Origin of the sequence: Bacteroides ovatus (genome assembly GCF_001314995.1) — a bacterium.
Taxonomy (GTDB): Bacteria; Bacteroidota; Bacteroidia; order Bacteroidales; family Bacteroidaceae; genus Bacteroides; species Bacteroides ovatus.
Window position 1 is genome coordinate 800,415 of record NZ_CP012938.1, and the last position, 16,390, is coordinate 816,804.

Consider the following 16,390-nt stretch of genomic DNA (forward strand, 5'->3'; position numbering starts at 1 on the left):
CGATTATGAAGAAATATTCTTTATTGGCAGTTTTCTTATTATTAATGTGCAATGTTTCGGTATGCGGGCAAACAGGACGTATCCTTTTTGTGGATACAACATTCATTGAGAAAACAAATCTGCAACGAATACATCATTCCCCCGTCTATTATTCAGGCAATCCTGTATTGAAGGCTGATAAAAAATGGGAGTTGAATATAAATGGTGACCCTTATGCCGCCCCTTTTAGCGGTGGCGTATGGTATGATGAGGAAGAGCAAAAATTCAAGATGTGGTATTCTGCCGGTGGCGGGAAGTTATTAGGGCTCGTCACTTGCTATGCAGAGTCGTTCGACGGGAAAGTCTGGATAAAACCGGAGCTGGACGTTGTTCCGGGAACCAATATCGTAGATACATTAGAGCATGATTGCGTTTCCGTGTTGCTTGATAAATTTGAGAAAGACCGGACGAAGCGTTATAAAATGTTTGTTGTAGAATTTAATAATCGCTTCACAGTCAGCATGAAACTCAAATATTCTTCTGACGGAATCCATTGGAGTGAGCCGAAAGCTCTTTCGGGAGAATTGTACGACCGTTGTGCGGCTTATTACGACCCGTTTCGCAAGAAATATGTCCTGTCATTGAAAACCATAAATGGAGTGTATAGGCGTTCACGCAATTATTTGGAACATGAAGATCCGGAAATGCTGGTTAGCCTGGCACATAGGATATATGACAACAAGAGTGATAAGTTTATCCGTTATTGGTTTAATGCCGATGACGACGATCCGCGTCATCCTCAATTTCCCGAACTGCGTCCACAGATATACAATCATGAAGCAATGCCGTATGAGGGCTGTATATTAGGCTACTTCACCGTTTGGCAGGGACCGGAGAACAATGTTTGTGACAGTCTGAACATTCAAAAAAGGAATGAAGTCCTGATAGGTTGGAGCAAAGACGGTTTTCATTGGAACCGGGAAAACAAGAAACCATTTCTTCCTGTCAGTGAGGACTTTCATGCATGGAATGCAGGCAATGTACAGTCTACTGCGGGTAGCCCTCTGATAGTCGGAGACTCTCTTTATTTTTATGTCAGTGGACGCTATAACAGCAAGCCGAAACATGATTCCAATTTTGCCACAGGACTTGCGATGCTTCGTCGTGATGGTTTTGTTTCGATGCGGGCAGGAAGAAAAGAAGGATATGTAGAAATAAAAACTAAGATTCCGGCAAATGGAAACTATTTGTTTGTAAATGCAGATGTGAAGGGAACTTTAGCGGTAGAAGTGTTGGATGATAACGGTCAGCCAATGGAAGGATTTACAAAGAAAGACTGCATATCAATGAAAAAATCGGATAAAACGAAACAGATGATTTCATGGGAAAAACATCCAGGCGTAACATCACTGGTGGGGAAAACAGTCCGGTTGAAGTTTTATCTGAATCAGGCGGATATCTATGCATTTTGGATTTCGGCATGGCAAACAGGCGAAAGTGGTGGATATACCGGCGGTGGAGGACCGGGACTATCAGACAAGGGTATAGATACCCCCATGGATAAATTGAAAAATAACTAAATATATTAAACTTAAAAAAAGAAACTGTATTATGGAAAAGATTATAGGATTAATCAATGCTCCTTTTACTCCGTTTTATGAAAATGGAGAAGTAAATTATGAACCAATCGAAGCCTATGCAAAGCTACTTGTAAAAAATGGCTTGAAAGGTGTTTTCATCAACGGTTCTTCTGGAGAAGGGTATATGTTGACTGATGAAGAACGAATGAAGTTGGCAGAACGTTGGATGGAAGTTGCACCGGATGGCTTTAAGGTTATTGTACACGTGGGGAGTTGCTGCGTAAAGTCAAGCCGGATGCTGGCGGAACATGCGCAGAAAATCGGAGCTTGGGGAATTGGTGCAATGGCACCTCCTTTCCCGAAAATAGGACGAATAGAAGAATTGGTAAAGTACTGCGAAGAAATCGCTGCCGGAGCACCGAAGCTGCCCTTCTATTATTATCACATTCCTGCATTCAATGGAGCATTCTTATCGATGCTTGCTTTCCTGAAAGCTGTTGAAAACCGTATTCCCAATTTTGCGGGAATCAAATATACCTTCGAAAGCCTGTATGAATACAATCAATGTCGTTTGTATAAAGACGACAAGTTCGATATGCTTCATGGGCAGGATGAAACCATTCTTCCATGCCTCGCAATGGGAGGGGCGCAAGGCGGAATCGGCGGAACGACCAACTATAACGGAATAAACCTGGTAGGTATCATTGATGCCTGGAAAGCCGGTGAATTGGAGAAAGCCCGTGAATTGCAAAACTTCTCTCAGGAAGTGATTAACGTAATCTGCCATTTCCGTGGGAATATTGTTGGTGGCAAACGTATCATGAAGCTTATCGGACTTGATTTGGGCGGCAACCGTACTCCTTTCCAAAACATGACCGCTGACGAAGAAAAACAAATGAAAGCGGAACTGGAAGAAATCCGTTTCTTCGAACGTTGCAATAAATTCTAACAGGAGGACGTATGAAGAATATTACTGACTATATACAACAATGGGCTAATACCTATAAGGATGATATGCAGAATAATATCATGCCCTTTTGGATAAAGTATGGACTGGATAGAGTGAATGGTGGTATATATACTTGTGTAGATCGCGACGGTGCATTAATGGATAGTACAAAATCCGTTTGGTTTCAGGGGCGTTTTGCATTTACTTGTTCCTATGCCTATAATCATATAGAAAAGAATCCGGCATGGTTGCAAGCCGCAAAAAGCACACTAGACTTTATAGAGAAGTATTGCTTTGATTCGGACGGGCGTATGTACTTTGAGATGACAGCAGACGGTCGCCCTTTACGTAAGCGCCGTTACATTTTCTCCGAGTCATTTGCAGCCATAGCGATGTCCGAATATTCGATAGCGTCGGGGGATAAGGCGTATGCGGTGAAGGCACTCGAACTGTTCAAACGTATGCAATATTTCCTGCAAACTCCCGGACTGCTTGCTCCCAAATATACAGATACGCTCCCCATGAAAGGACATTCCATTACCATGATATTGATAAACGTAGCTTCCCGAATCAGGGAAGCTATTCAAGACGAATGTCTGACACGGCAGATTGACGAGTCCATTAGCTGTCTGGAAAAAGATTTCCTGCATCCGGAGTTCAAGGCATTATTGGAAACCATAGGACCGAACGGAGAATTTATAGACTCTAATATGGGACGTACCATCAATCCGGGGCATTGTATCGAAACAGCTTGGTTTTTGCTGGAAGAATCCAAGCTCCGAGGAGGGGATAAAAACATAAAAGAATTGGGGCTGAAGATTCTGGACTGGTCATGGGAGTGGGGCTGGGATAAAGAATTCGGCGGTATTATCAATTTCAAAGATTGCAGGAACCTTCCTTCGCAGGACTATGCGCAGGATATGAAATTCTGGTGGCCGCAAACAGAAGCAATTATCGCTACCCTGTATGCCTATCTGATGACGAAAGAAGAGAAATACCTGAAGATGCATCAACAAATCAGCGAGTGGACATATACACATTTCCCGGACAAAGAATACGGAGAGTGGTATGGCTATCTCCATCGGGATGGAACAGTCGCCCAGCCGGCAAAAGGAAATTTGTTTAAAGGACCTTTTCATATCCCTCGCATGATGACAAAAGGATATATGCTTTGTGAGGAAATAATGTCTGAAATAAAAAAGAAATAAGATGATTGTATCCAATTTACAAAATAGCCAACGGGTGGAGAAACTTCACCCGTTGTTCAAACAGCTTTTCGATTATGTGAAATCGCACGATCTGTTGCACGAGGAACTGGGAACTATCAGACTGGATGGTGATAATCTGATTGTCAATAATATCTATCCCGAATGTATTCCTGAAGGAAAGCGTTTATTAGAACTGCATCACGATTATATTGATGTGCACATATTGCTTGAAGGCAAAGAAACCATTGGCTGGAAAGCCTTGGAAGAATTAAAAGTGGAAAGACAAGCTTATGATAAAAAGAGTGATTGTGCCCTATATGGTGACGTTCCTACTACTTTCATCAATCTCTTGCCCGGACAATTCGTCATTGTATATCCGGAGGACCCCCATGCTCCGGCTATCGGTAAAGGCTGGATACGCAAACTGATAGCTAAAGTAAAAGTCTAAGTAAACAGTCTCAAAAATCTTTTAAATACAACTACCATGAAAAATAAAAATATTTATCCATGGGTAGTGGTTGCGTTGCTTTGGGTAGTAGCGTTGCTCAACTACATGGATAGACAAATGCTTTCTACAATGCAGGAAGCAATGAAAATAGATATTGTAGAGCTGACGAAGGCAGAAGCTTTCGGTGCATTAATGGCAGTCTTTCTTTGGATTTACGGCTTTATGAGCCCGGTTGCCGGAATTATTGCAGACAGGCTTAGTCGTAAATGGTTAATTGTCGGAAGCTTGTTTGTTTGGTCGGCTGTAACATTCCTGATGGGATATGCCACGACGTTTGAGCAATTATATGGTTTGCGTGCAGTGATGGGGATTAGTGAAGCATTGTATATTCCTTCCGCTCTGTCCTTGATAGCGGATTGGCATCAGGACAAATCACGCTCATTGGCAATTGGAGTTCACATGACCGGACTGTATGTCGGTCAGGCAATCGGTGGGTTTGGAGCTACGGCAGCCGCTGCATTTTCCTGGCAGAGCACTTTTCACTGGTTTGGCATTGTAGGTATTGCTTATTCTGTGGTTCTTATCTTTTTCCTACATGAGAATCCTGTCCGAATGAAAATAGAAAAGGTTGTTGCTAATGGCATTAGCAAGGGGAATTCAATTGGAAAAGGGCTGTTACTGTTATTTTCAAATATTTCTTTTTGGGTGATATTATTTTATTTTGCGGCTCCAAGTTTACCGGGGTGGGCTACAAAGAACTGGTTGCCAACGCTATTTGCGGAGAACCTGGATATTCCGATGTCACAGGCAGGACCAATATCTACGATTACCATTGCTCTATCTTCATTTGTCGGAGTAATATTGGGAGGATTCTTGTCGGATAGATGGGTGCTGAAGAATATCCGCGGACGTGTCTACACAGGGGCAATCGGACTGGGGATGACTATCCCCGCACTGTTATTGTTAGGTTTCGGACACGGTTTCATTAGCGTAATAGGTGCAGGATTGTTGTTCGGCATCGGCTTTGGTATTTTCGATGCCAACAATATGCCTATTCTATGCCAGTTCGTTTCTGCTAAATATAGGGGGACGGCATATGGTATTATGAATATGACAGGAGTTTTTGCAGGAGCTGCAGTAACTCAATTATTGGGAAAATGGACGGACGGTGGAAGTCTGGGCGAAGGATTTGCTATGCTTAGTATTGTCGTTGCACTTGCATTAGGGCTACAAATCTACTTTTTAAGACCTAAAACGGATAATATGGAGTAATACAATGATAGTTATAGTTTGGGTTGTTATGAGTAATAAGAAGAAAAGAATATTAGTGTAAAGCTCATTTATTATCTCAAATGTATAGATATATTTGTGAATATTGCATTCGTACTATTCTTACTCTTAAACTGTTTTCTTTTTATTATACAGGATGCTGATAAACTCAATTTGCATTTTTAATAAATAATGAAACAGTTTATTATAAACGGGTCTTACATTTATAATAAACGATATTCGGGATAATTCACTAAGTAGGCACGAATATATTAAACAAAATGGGGTGAAATCCATGTAGATTCCACCCCATTTCTATTCTTTCAGACACATATTTATGTTTCTGTAAATTCTCTTTATGTCTTTATTTTTGTATATATCATATCTGTTGTCTGCTAATTGGTTATTATCAATATACGAAATTAAAAGAGGAAAGTCAATAGCATTTTAAAATTTGATGTGATACAACACATGCCTGCACAACGGATGCTCACCAGGGACAAGCGGATGATCGAATTCCCTCACTCGTTCCATTCCTATTTTCTGCATTACACGTTCTGACCGTTGGTTGAGAAGGGAAGTAAAAGAAAAGAGTTCTTTTATATCCGTTTTATTGCGCGTATACTCCAAACATGCATTTGCAGCTTCAGGAGCATAACCCTGTCCCCAATATTCGTGTGCTAACCGCCAGCCTATTTCTATGCCCGGAGCAAAGTCAACATCAAATGTAATCTGATGTAGTCCGGTATAGCCCATAAAAGCATGATCTTCTTTTCGTTCTACGGCATACAAACCGAAGCCACAGGTTTGGAACTCATTTTGAATACGCTGATAAAAGGCAAATGATTCTTCCGATGACAATGAATTAAGAAAAAACTCCATCACATTCGGATCGGCATTCATACGGGCAAAAAACGGGATGTCTTCTTCTTTCCAGTCGCGGAGAATCAGACGGGGTGTTTCTATATACTTTTGCATAATAATGATAATAATGGAATGCAAAGATACAATTCTTTTTTCCTTGTTGGAGGTTATTCATTATTATAAGTATTAACTATTATTCATTGAATCCCCTCTTCACTTATAGTCAGTCTAGTCGGCAGCATGGTACGGATGTGTAAACCAGAAGCAGGAACCTATTCCTTCGGTCGAATCCACGCCAATTTCTCCTCCCATTTGGGAAACAATGCTTTTGCAAATAGAAAGTCCGAGTCCTGTACCCTGAACAAAGGTATTGAGCTTCACAAAACGTTCGAATATACTCTTTTGCTTTTCTTCCGGTATTCCCATTCCGGTGTCGCGCACATAAAATTTTATTTTCTGATGGGATACTTGTTCATATCCCAGGGTGATACTGCCTTGCTGGGTGAACTTTAATGCGTTATTTATAAAGTTACTGATTACTTGGGTGAATCTGTTTTTATCCGTATAGAGATAACATTCCAGCAATGGTTCCTCAAAAATCAATTCAACACCTTTACTCACTTTCATACTCATTGATTTGATGATTTCAGTACACGTCTCATTTACATCCACATTGGTATATACAAAATTAAATGTTCCCGCTTCGATTTTCGAAAGATCGAGAATATCCGATATCAGTTGCAAGAGAAGTTCATTATTCTCTTGCACAATCTTGATATATTCCTGCCGTTCGCTTCTGCTGTCCGTTTCTGCCAGAAGACTGGAAAAACCGACAATTGCATTGAGAGGAGTACGGATCTCATGACTCATGTTAGCCAGGAAAGCCGACTTCAGACGATCCAGTTCTTCCGCTTTGTCACGAGCTATAATCAATTTCTGTTCAGTCTCTTTCAAAGGCGTGATGTCATAATTGATACACAACATCTCAATAATACCGTCTTGCGGACGGTAATCTCTGACCATCACATTGATGCTGGTCCATGTATATTTGCCATTCTCCCTGCATACACGAACTTCTTTACGCAAACTGGTTGCCTTTCCCGTTTTCACTTCACCTACAAAGTTTTTCAGAACAGCCTGATCTTCAGGAACTACATGTGCATATACTCCAATAACCTGTGGCATGGGAGTACCTTCTTTTTCACCCAAATTCCTGTACCATGTATCTTGGGCATATCCGTCTCTTGTCAATACATTGAAATGAGCAAATCCTACCTTGGCATAATCACCGATTAGAAGAAACAGATTCTCAAACTCCTGTATCTTGGTGTATGCATTGGTCGTTTCCGTTGTATCTATATTGATAAACAGATAGTTGATAAATCGATTTTGAGAATCATAGAGAGCAGTAACCTTAGTAGTAAGATTAATAATCCCATTTCTCCGGCTATCTACATATTGATTTATTTTTGAGAAGTCATAATTGATGGAGAAGTTTACATCTTCTTTCGCTCTCAATCTCTCTTTAACCTCTAAAGGAATATTGGGATTGTCGAACAGATTAACTCCCAATGCTTCATTCTTGTCAGACAAGCCGAATATTTCAAGCTCTTTATCATTAATATCTACCAGATAACCGTCTTTGTCGTAAAGTTCGACGCCTGCCGGAAGGTTCTTATAGATGTTTCTCAATATCTTCTCGCTGTTGTCCAAAGCAAGACGATCTTCTTTGGCTTGTAATTCCGACTTTCGCAATTCGATGCAAATACTGATAATATTAGCAAGAGAGGAGAAGCATTGATAATCCACATTGCTCCAGCTACGCTGCGTTCTTACCATATCAATTCCCATATAGCCCCATACCTCTTCTTTAGAGATTAGCGGAACTACCATCAGCGACTTGATATCTTGCATCTCCAACGTCTGACGATATTCCGCAGCTTCTTCGGGCATGTCGTCCAGCGTGTTCAGAATGATAGCCCTTCTTTCGGCTATCTGATGATTCCACCAGGTAGAAGGATCCCAGGGAATATTGCTCAAGAATTCCTGTTCCTTGGATATTCCTTCGGCGGTAACCTCATAAGTGCAATCCTGGCGTTGTTCTTTTCTGTTTATTTCGAAGATATAGATACGATCGCCCAAAAACTGGTTGAGGAGATCTCCTAATGTCTTGTTAACCACTTGAGTGACATCATCACATTGCAGAAAAGCAAGCAATGAATATGAAATATTAGTTTGTTGGTAAAGCAGATTGCTCACTTGAAAGAAATCAATGTTTTCATTCGTAGTATCGATCGGTCTGTCAATATATTGCAGTAAGCCTGTCATATTCCTATATCCCTCTTTATCGGGCTTTTGGAAATTAATCTTAGAGTACACCCATATTTCTCCGTCTTTTGCCCGGATTGGGAACATCTGTTCGTATGTCTCCAGATAAGAAAGAGACATATATTCATTTTTAAGACGCAGCCGGTGATCTTCACGTATTCTTTGGTGAAATTCGGTGAAACTGATGCGGTTACTTTCAAGGCCGAGTAAGTCAACAATAAAGTCAGAGCAGATATATTCTTTATTCTTCAAATCTGACTCCCACCATCCCATTTTGGCCATTTGTGCTATCTGAACGTATTTTTCATAGTCATAATTTGTTTGTTCTTTCATATTGTTTGCTCTTGTTTTCTGTTTTATATTATAAGCTAGCCGGCAAAGATAAGCATAACTTTTAAATAATGAGGAATTTGCATATCACAGCAGGGTGAAAGTGGAAATTTGGTGCTGAAAAGTGGAAAAAGAGACAAATGAGTACAAACAGGGGATTATTTCGTCTTTCTCTTAGTGAAGAAGTGAATTATATAATCTATAATATATATCAGAAGAATGAAAAATACCAGATTATTCATGTTTGCGGCATGCACACTTTTTTTGGCAGCGTGTGGCAGGCAAACCGTGAAGATTATGACTCCGCCGGATGCGTCAAATCGTGTTTTGTTTGGTGCGGAGCAGTTACAGACGACCTTGGATAAAGCCGGTTATCAGGTAATGATGCAACAGGGAGACACGACATTCTCCGATCCCGAAATCAAAACGATTCTCTTGACGGAAGTAAATGACACGACGCTCAAGAAAGAAGGTTTTCATATTTCGACGATGGGCAATCTGACCAGAGTGTCCGGCAGAGATGGGAGTGGTGTCATTTACGGGTGCCGTGAACTGATTGACCGTGTGAATGATTCGGATAGTAAGTTGAACTTCCCGGAGGAACTGAAAGACGGTCCTGAAATGGTATTGCGTGGTGCATGTGTAGGATTACAGAAGATGACCTACCTGCCGGGACATGGTGTATACGAATATCCGTATACGCCGGAAAGTTTCCCCTGGTTTTATGATAAAGAACAGTGGATTAAATACTTGGATATGCTGGTTGCCAACCGCATGAATTCGCTGTACCTTTGGAACGGTCATCCGTTTGCGTCATTGGTGAAACTGGAAGATTATCCGTTTGCATTGGAAGTAGATGAAGAAACGTTCAAAATGAACGAAGAAATGTTCTCTTTCCTCACAGAAGAAGCAGACAAACGCGGTATCTTTGTCATACAGATGTTTTATAATATCATTCTTTCCAAACCTTTTGCTGAACATTACGGACTGAAAACACAGGACCGTAACCGTCCCATTACTCCTCTGATTGCCGATTATACACGCAAGAGTATTGCCGCTTTCATTAAAAAGTATCCCAATGTAGGATTACTGGTTTGTCTGGGTGAAGCGATGTGTACAGTGGAGGACGATGTGGAATGGTTTACAAAAACAATTATTCCGGGAGTGAAAGACGGATTACAGGCATTGGGACGTACAGATGAACCACCTCTTTTGTTGCGTGCGCACGACACGGACTGTAAACTGGTGATGGATGCTGCTTTGCCGCTCTATAAGAATCTTTATACGATGCATAAGTATAATGGTGAATCGTTGACTACCTACGAACCTCGTGGTCCCTGGTCGAAAATTCATACGGATTTGAGTTCGTTGGGTTCCATTCATATCAGTAACGTACATATCCTGGCAAATTTGGAACCGTTCCGCTGGGGTTCTCCGGATTTCGTACAAAAGGCGGTCACTGCCATGCACAATGTACACGGTGCCAATGCGTTGCACCTTTATCCGCAGGCCTCATATTGGGACTGGCCTTATACGGCGGACAAATTACCAAACAATGAACGTGAATTCCAGTTGGATCGCGATTGGATCTGGTATCAGACCTGGGGACGCTATGCGTGGAACTGCCATCGCGACCGTACAGATGAAATGGGTTACTGGGACCATCAGTTGGGCAAGTTCTACGGAACCTCTGACGAAAATGCAAGTAATATCCGTGTAGCATACGAAGAAAGCGGAGAGATTGCTCCGAAGTTGTTACGTCGTTTCGGTATTACAGAGGGAAATCGCCAAACGTTATTACTGGGTATGTTTATGAGTCAGCTTGTCAATCCGTACAAATATACGATCTATCCGGGATTCTATGAAAGCTGCGGACCAGAAGGAGAGAAGCTGATAGAGTATGTAGAAAAAGAATGGAAAAAGCAACCTCATGTAGGTGAAATGCCTTTGGATATTGTTGCTCAAGTAATAGAACATGGAGATAGAGCGGTAGCGGCTATCGATAAAGCAGCAGGTTCCGTCTCTTCAAATAAGGATGAATTTGCACGTTTGCAGAATGATATGCATTGTTATCGTGAATTTGCGTATGCGTTCAACCTGAAAGTGAAAGCTGCCAAACTGGTATTGGATTATCAATGGGGAAAAGAGATTAAGAATCTTGAAGAAGCTATTCCTTTGATGGAACAAAGCTTGGAACATTATCGCAAATTGGTGGAACTGACGGATGAACATTACTTATATGCCAACAGTATGCAGACTGCCCAACGTCGTATTCCTATCGGTGGAGATGATGGAAAGAACAAGACTTGGAAAGAACTGCTGGTACACTATGAGAAGGAATTGGAGAATTTCAAAGCCAACCTCGCCTTGTTGAAAGAAAAACAGAATGGAAATGCAGTGACTGAAACTGTCGAGATTGCTGCCTGGACTCCTGCAAACGTGAAACTGATTTCTAATTATCCGACAGTGAAAGTGGATGAGGGTATTTCTTTATTTGTGGATGTTCCAGGTAAGATAGAAGCAGTAGCTCCGGAATTGAAAGGAATGAAGGCGCTCCGCTTTAATGGAAATGAGCAGAGAGAGAAAGGCACAAGCATCACTTTCGAAACGGATGCTCCGGTGAAATTGTTAGTCGCTTATTTCAAAGACGACCAGAAAAAGTATGCAAAAGCTCCGAAACTGGAAATCGATGCGTCAGCCAATGATTACGGTCAGGCGGAACCTGTATTGACGAATGCTGTCCGTATCAATGGAATGCCTTTGGCAAATGTGCATGCATATAGTTTTCCGGCCGGAAAGCATACGTTGATGTTACCCAAAGGCTATCTGCAAGTGTTGGGATTCACGGCTGCGGAAACGAAAGTGCGTAATGCCAGGCTTGCCGGGGATGAAGAAACAATGGATTGGTTGTTTTATTAATGGGAATTTAGCAGTTCGGCTGAAAGCCTTACAATTATATATTTATTGGGGTGCCCTGAAAGGGCTTAATTATATAGCGTAGGGCAACGCCCTACGAAAAAAACACACCAGTCACAAGCCCTGAAAGGGCGGAACTGTATACAATTATGCCCTTTCAGGGCGCAAATTCAGATTGTCGTTTTTACGTAGGGCGTTGCACGCTATATAATTAAGCCCTTTCAGGGCACTCCGCAAAATTATCATTTAGTGGTTATGCACTATTTAAGTATTAAACGATTAGAAAAAGTATCATGAAGAAGTTATTGCTGGCAGTTTTTAGTATAACCGCCACTTTCTCTCTGTATGCGCAACGGGAAGTTCCGCAGGAACGAATGGAGCAGATTTATGAGGAAGTAAAGACACCATACAAATACGGGCTTGCAGTTGCCCCGGCAGACAATTTTCATAAGATTGATTGTCCTACCGTTTTTCGCCAGGGAGACAAGTGGCTGATGACTTATGTGGTTTACAACGGCAAAGGTGGAACCGATGGTCGTGGTTACGAAACGTGGATAGCAGAAAGTGATAATTTGCTCGAATGGCGCACTTTGGGACGGATTCTTTCTTATCGGGATGAAAAATGGGACTGCAATCAGCGTGGCGGATTTCCTGCATTGCCGGATATGGAATGGGGTGGAAGCTATGAGCTTCAGACTTATAAAGGTCGCCATTGGATGACTTATATCGGTGGTGAAGGAACGGGCTACGAAGCTGTAAAAGCTCCGCTTTATGTCGGACTGGCATGGACGAAAGGAGATATTTCTACGGCACATGAATGGGAATCTCTGGACAAACCGATTTTGAGCATCCATGATAAAGATGCCCAATGGTGGGAAAAACTGACTCAATATAAGAGTACCGTTTATTGGGATAAAGATAAAACATTGGGAGCTCCGTTTGTGATGTATTACAACGCGGGCGGGCGTCATCCGGAAACGGATTTAAAGGGCGAACGTGTCGGCATTGCGCTTTCCAAAGATATGAAAACATGGAAACGCTACTCCGGAAATCCGGTCTTCGCGCACGAAGCAGATGGAACCATTACAGGAGATGCGCATATCCAAAAGATGGGAGATGTGTATGTGATGTTCTATTTCTCTGCTTTTGAACCTTCGCGTAAATATAAAGCATTCAATACATTTGCCGCCAGCTATGATTTGGTGAACTGGACAGACTGGAAAGGGGCCGACCTGATTATTCCCTCCAAGAACTACGATGAACTGTTTGCTCATAAGAGCTATGTGGTAAAACATGATGGAGTGGTTTATCATTTCTATTGTGCGGTAAACAACGCAGAGCAACGTGGCATTGCCATTGCTACCAGTAAGCCGATGGGACGTTCGACTGTCCGTTTCCCGAAACCGGAAATCAAGAACCGCCGGCAGATCACTACATTGAATGAGGATTGGAAAACCTGGATTACAGAGGCAACTCATTTGAAAGGTAATTTTATGATGCGTGCGAAAACGGTGAACATTCCTCATAACTGGGACGATTATTATGGATACCGCCAGTTGACACATGGAAACCTGCATGGAACAGCTATGTATGTGAAAGATTTCACGGCAGATGTAAAATCCGGGAAACGGTATTTCCTTCGTTTTGACGGAGTGGGTACATACGCCACCATTACAGTGAACGGAAAGAATTTCGGTCGCCACCCCATAGGACGCACCACATTGACTTTGGATGTCACAGATGAATTGAAACAGGGAGTAAATCGCCTGGAAGTGAAAGCAGAGCATCCTGAAATGATTGCCGATATGCCTTGGGTATGCGGGGGATGTTCGTCGGAATGGGGATTCAGTGAGGGTTCCCAGCCATTAGGAATCTTCCGTCCTGTGGTATTGGAAGTAACGGATGAGATTCGTATAGAACCTTTCGGTGTACATATTTGGAATGACGAAAAAGCTGCTAACGTATTTGTAGAAACAGAGGTTAAGAATTATAGTAAAACAACAGAAACGGTAGAGTTAGTCAATAAACTAAGCAATGCCGATGGAAAACAAGTTTTCCGTTTGGTTGAGAAAGTAACTTTAGCTCCGGGAGAAATGAAAGTGATTCGCCAGCAGGCTCCTGTTGAGAATCCTGTCTTGTGGAATACGGAAAATCCATATCTCTATAAATTGGCCAGCATGATTAAGCGTGATACGAAAACAACTGATGAAATTTCGACACCTTTCGGCATTCGTACCATTAGCTGGCCGGTAAAACGAAACGATGGAGACGGACGTTTTTACCTGAATGGGAAGCCCGTGTTTATCAATGGAGTATGCGAGTATGAGCATCAGTTTGGACAAAGCCATGCGTTCAGCAATGAACAGGTTGCTGCAAGGGTAAAACAGATACGTGCGGCCGGTTTCAATGCATTCCGGGATGCTCATCAGCCCCATCATCTCGATTATCAGAAGTACTGGGATGAAGAGGGAATCTTGTTTTGGACACAATTTTCCGCCCATGTGTGGTATGACACTCCGGAGTTTCGTGAGAACTTTAAAAAGTTGCTTCGTCAATGGGTGAAAGAACGTCGTAATTCCCCGTCAGTGGTGATGTGGGGATTGCAGAATGAAAGCACTTTGCCTCGTGAGTTTGCACAGGAGTGCAGTGATATTATTCGGGAGATGGATCCGACTGCAAAGACAATGCGTGTCATAACAACCTGTAATGGCGGTGAAGGTACAGACTGGAATGTAATTCAAAATTGGAGTGGTACGTATGGAGGAGATGTGACGAAATACGGTCGTGAACTCTCTCAAACGAACCAATTATTGAACGGGGAATATGGAGCGTGGAGAAGTATCGACCTGCATACGGAACCGGGAGATTTCCAGGTGAACGGAGTGTGGAGTGAAGACCGTATGTGTCAGCTGATGGAAACTAAAATCCGTTTGGCAGAACAGGCTAAAGATAGTGTTTGCGGACAATTCCAGTGGATATACAGCAGTCATGATAATCCCGGACGTCGTCAACCGGATGAAGCGTATCGCAAGATAGATAAAGTAGGTCCGTTCAATTATAAAGGATTGGTTACTCCGTGGGAAGAACCATTAGACGTATATTATATGTATCGCGCCAACTATGTTCCGGCTGCAAAAGATCCGATGGTTTACCTGGTATCACATACATGGGCCAACCGCTTTGAAAAAGGACGTCGCCGTGCCACTATCGAGGCTTACAGCAATTGTGATTCTGTATTGCTATACAACGATCTGACAAATGAAAAGGCAACCTTCCTCGGACGTAAAAAGAACAACGGAACAGGCACTCATTTTATGTGGGAAAACCGGGATATTCGTTATAACGTACTTCGTGCAGTAGGATATTATAAAGGTAAACCAGTAGCAGAAGACCTGATCCTATTGAATGGTCTGGAGCAAGCCCCTAACTTCGAACTTCTTTATCAGGATGATAAAAAGATATTGAAAGGAGAGGCAGGATATAATTATCTGTATCGTCTCAACTGTGGAGGGGATGATTATACAGATAGTTTCGGACAGCTCTGGTTGCAGGACAATACGAATTATTCCTGTTCATGGGCGGAGAATTTCAAGGATCTGAATCCTTATCTTGCCAGTCAACGTACCACCAATGATCCGATTCATGGCACTCGTGACTGGACGTTATTCCAACATTTCCGCTTCGGACGTCATCAGCTGAAATATCGTTTCCCTGTGGCAGACGGAACATATCGTATTGAACTGTATTTCACAGAGCCTTGGCATGGCACGGGCGGAAGCGCTTCTGCCGACTGTGAAGGACTGCGCATATTCGATGTTGCCGTGAATGATTCTGTTGTATTAGATGACTTGGATATTTGGGCTGAAAGCGGTCACGATGGAGTTTGTAAGAAAGTGGTATATGCCACAGTGAAAGGTGGGATGTTGAAAATTCATTTCCCGGAAGTGAAAGCAGGACAAGCCTTGATTTCAGGCATTGCTATCGCCAGCACAGATCAGGAACTGAAACCGAAGATATTCCCTGCATCCGGTTGGAGTTGGGAAAAGGCGGATAAGGAAGTGATGGAAAAGACTCCGAAAGAGTTGCTTCCGGAAGACAAAAATGCTCGTGTCAGTATATCATACGAAGCGGAAATGGCTGTACTGAAAGGCAAATTTCAAAAGAAAGAACATCGCAAACAGATCGGAGTGTTTTTTGGTAAAGGAAAAGGCAACAGCATTGAATGGAATGTTTCTACCGGGTTGGCACAAGTGTACGCGCTTCGCTTTAAATATATGAACACTACCGGAAAGCCAATACCTGTCTTGATGAAATTCATTGATTCAAAAGGAGTGGTATTGAAAGAGGACATATTGAACTTCCCGGAAACACCGGATAAATGGAAGATGATGAGCACCACTACCGGAACCTTTATCAATGCCGGACATTACAAAGTATTACTTTCGGCAGAAAATATGGACGGAATTGCTTTTGATGCATTGGATATTCAATAAATAAAAAACGGGACACTTGGAAGTAT

At 42.2% G+C, this 16,390-nt stretch carries 9 protein-coding genes; 7 read left to right on the forward strand and 2 right to left on the reverse strand.

Going from position 1 to position 16,390, the window contains the following annotated elements:
* Positions 1-5 precede the first annotated feature (5 nt).
* The 5 genes from Bovatus_RS03165 to Bovatus_RS03185 are packed head-to-tail and all read left to right on the forward strand — an operon-like array spanning position 6 to position 5,436.
* Positions 6-1,559, forward strand: a complete 1,554-nt coding sequence (locus Bovatus_RS03165) for a hypothetical protein (RefSeq protein WP_004296062.1) — start codon at positions 6-8, stop codon at positions 1,557-1,559.
* A 31-nt stretch (positions 1,560-1,590) separates the two neighbouring features.
* Positions 1,591-2,508, forward strand: coding sequence for a dihydrodipicolinate synthase family protein (locus tag Bovatus_RS03170; RefSeq protein WP_059365501.1), 918 nt, complete (start codon positions 1,591-1,593; stop codon positions 2,506-2,508).
* An 11-nt stretch (positions 2,509-2,519) separates the two neighbouring features.
* Positions 2,520-3,716 (forward strand): AGE family epimerase/isomerase, encoded by a 1,197-nt coding sequence (locus Bovatus_RS03175; RefSeq protein ID WP_004296060.1) that lies wholly within the window; start codon positions 2,520-2,522, stop codon positions 3,714-3,716.
* Position 3,717: 1 nt separating this feature from the next.
* Positions 3,718-4,164 carry a YhcH/YjgK/YiaL family protein gene (locus tag Bovatus_RS03180; protein ID WP_004296059.1) on the forward strand — a complete coding sequence of 149 codons (447 nt, stop codon included), beginning with the start codon at positions 3,718-3,720 and terminating at the stop codon, positions 4,162-4,164.
* A gap of 36 nt (positions 4,165-4,200) precedes the next feature.
* Entirely contained in the window at positions 4,201-5,436 is a 1,236-nt protein-coding gene (locus tag Bovatus_RS03185; RefSeq protein WP_004296058.1) for an MFS transporter, read from the forward strand.
* A 444-nt stretch (positions 5,437-5,880) separates the two neighbouring features.
* On the opposite strand, the gene Bovatus_RS03190 is transcribed toward Bovatus_RS03185, so the two are convergent.
* Both Bovatus_RS03190 and Bovatus_RS03195 read right to left on the reverse strand, forming a co-directional pair.
* Positions 5,881-6,411, reverse strand: coding sequence for a GNAT family N-acetyltransferase (locus Bovatus_RS03190; protein ID WP_004296057.1), 531 nt, complete (start codon positions 6,409-6,411; stop codon positions 5,881-5,883).
* Between the two features lie 114 nt (positions 6,412-6,525).
* Complete coding sequence (locus Bovatus_RS03195) at positions 6,526-8,958, reverse strand: sensor histidine kinase (RefSeq protein ID WP_004296056.1); 2,433 nt, start codon at positions 8,956-8,958, stop codon at positions 6,526-6,528.
* A 216-nt stretch (positions 8,959-9,174) separates the two neighbouring features.
* Between Bovatus_RS03195 and Bovatus_RS03200 the strand changes: the two genes are divergently transcribed.
* Positions 9,175-11,874, forward strand: a complete 2,700-nt coding sequence (locus tag Bovatus_RS03200) for an alpha-d-galacturonidase (RefSeq protein ID WP_059365503.1) — start codon at positions 9,175-9,177, stop codon at positions 11,872-11,874.
* Positions 11,875-12,164: 290 nt separating this feature from the next.
* The gene (locus Bovatus_RS03205) at positions 12,165-16,364 is read left to right on the forward strand and encodes a beta-d-glucuronidase/beta-L-arabinofuranosidase (protein ID WP_004296053.1); all 4,200 of its coding nucleotides are present in this window, start codon (positions 12,165-12,167) and stop codon (positions 16,362-16,364) included.
* The last annotated feature ends 26 nt before the right edge of the window (positions 16,365-16,390 follow it).

Excerpts from the sequence above, each read along its gene's own strand:
- Bovatus_RS03200 (WP_059365503.1), top strand. The coding sequence starts at position 9,175 with ATGAAAAATACCAGATTATTCATGTTTGCGGCATGCACACTTTTTTTG.
- Bovatus_RS03175 (WP_004296060.1), top strand. The coding sequence starts at position 2,520 with ATGAAGAATATTACTGACTATATACAACAATGGGCTAATACCTATAAG.
- Bovatus_RS03195 (WP_004296056.1), bottom strand. The coding sequence starts at position 8,958 with ATGAAAGAACAAACAAATTATGACTATGAAAAATACGTTCAGATAGCA.
- Bovatus_RS03170 (WP_059365501.1), top strand. The coding sequence starts at position 1,591 with ATGGAAAAGATTATAGGATTAATCAATGCTCCTTTTACTCCGTTTTAT.
- Bovatus_RS03190 (WP_004296057.1), bottom strand. The coding sequence starts at position 6,411 with ATGCAAAAGTATATAGAAACACCCCGTCTGATTCTCCGCGACTGGAAA.
- Bovatus_RS03165 (WP_004296062.1), top strand. The coding sequence starts at position 6 with ATGAAGAAATATTCTTTATTGGCAGTTTTCTTATTATTAATGTGCAAT.
- Bovatus_RS03185 (WP_004296058.1), top strand. The coding sequence starts at position 4,201 with ATGAAAAATAAAAATATTTATCCATGGGTAGTGGTTGCGTTGCTTTGG.
- Bovatus_RS03205 (WP_004296053.1), top strand. The coding sequence starts at position 12,165 with ATGAAGAAGTTATTGCTGGCAGTTTTTAGTATAACCGCCACTTTCTCT.
- Bovatus_RS03180 (WP_004296059.1), top strand. The coding sequence starts at position 3,718 with ATGATTGTATCCAATTTACAAAATAGCCAACGGGTGGAGAAACTTCAC.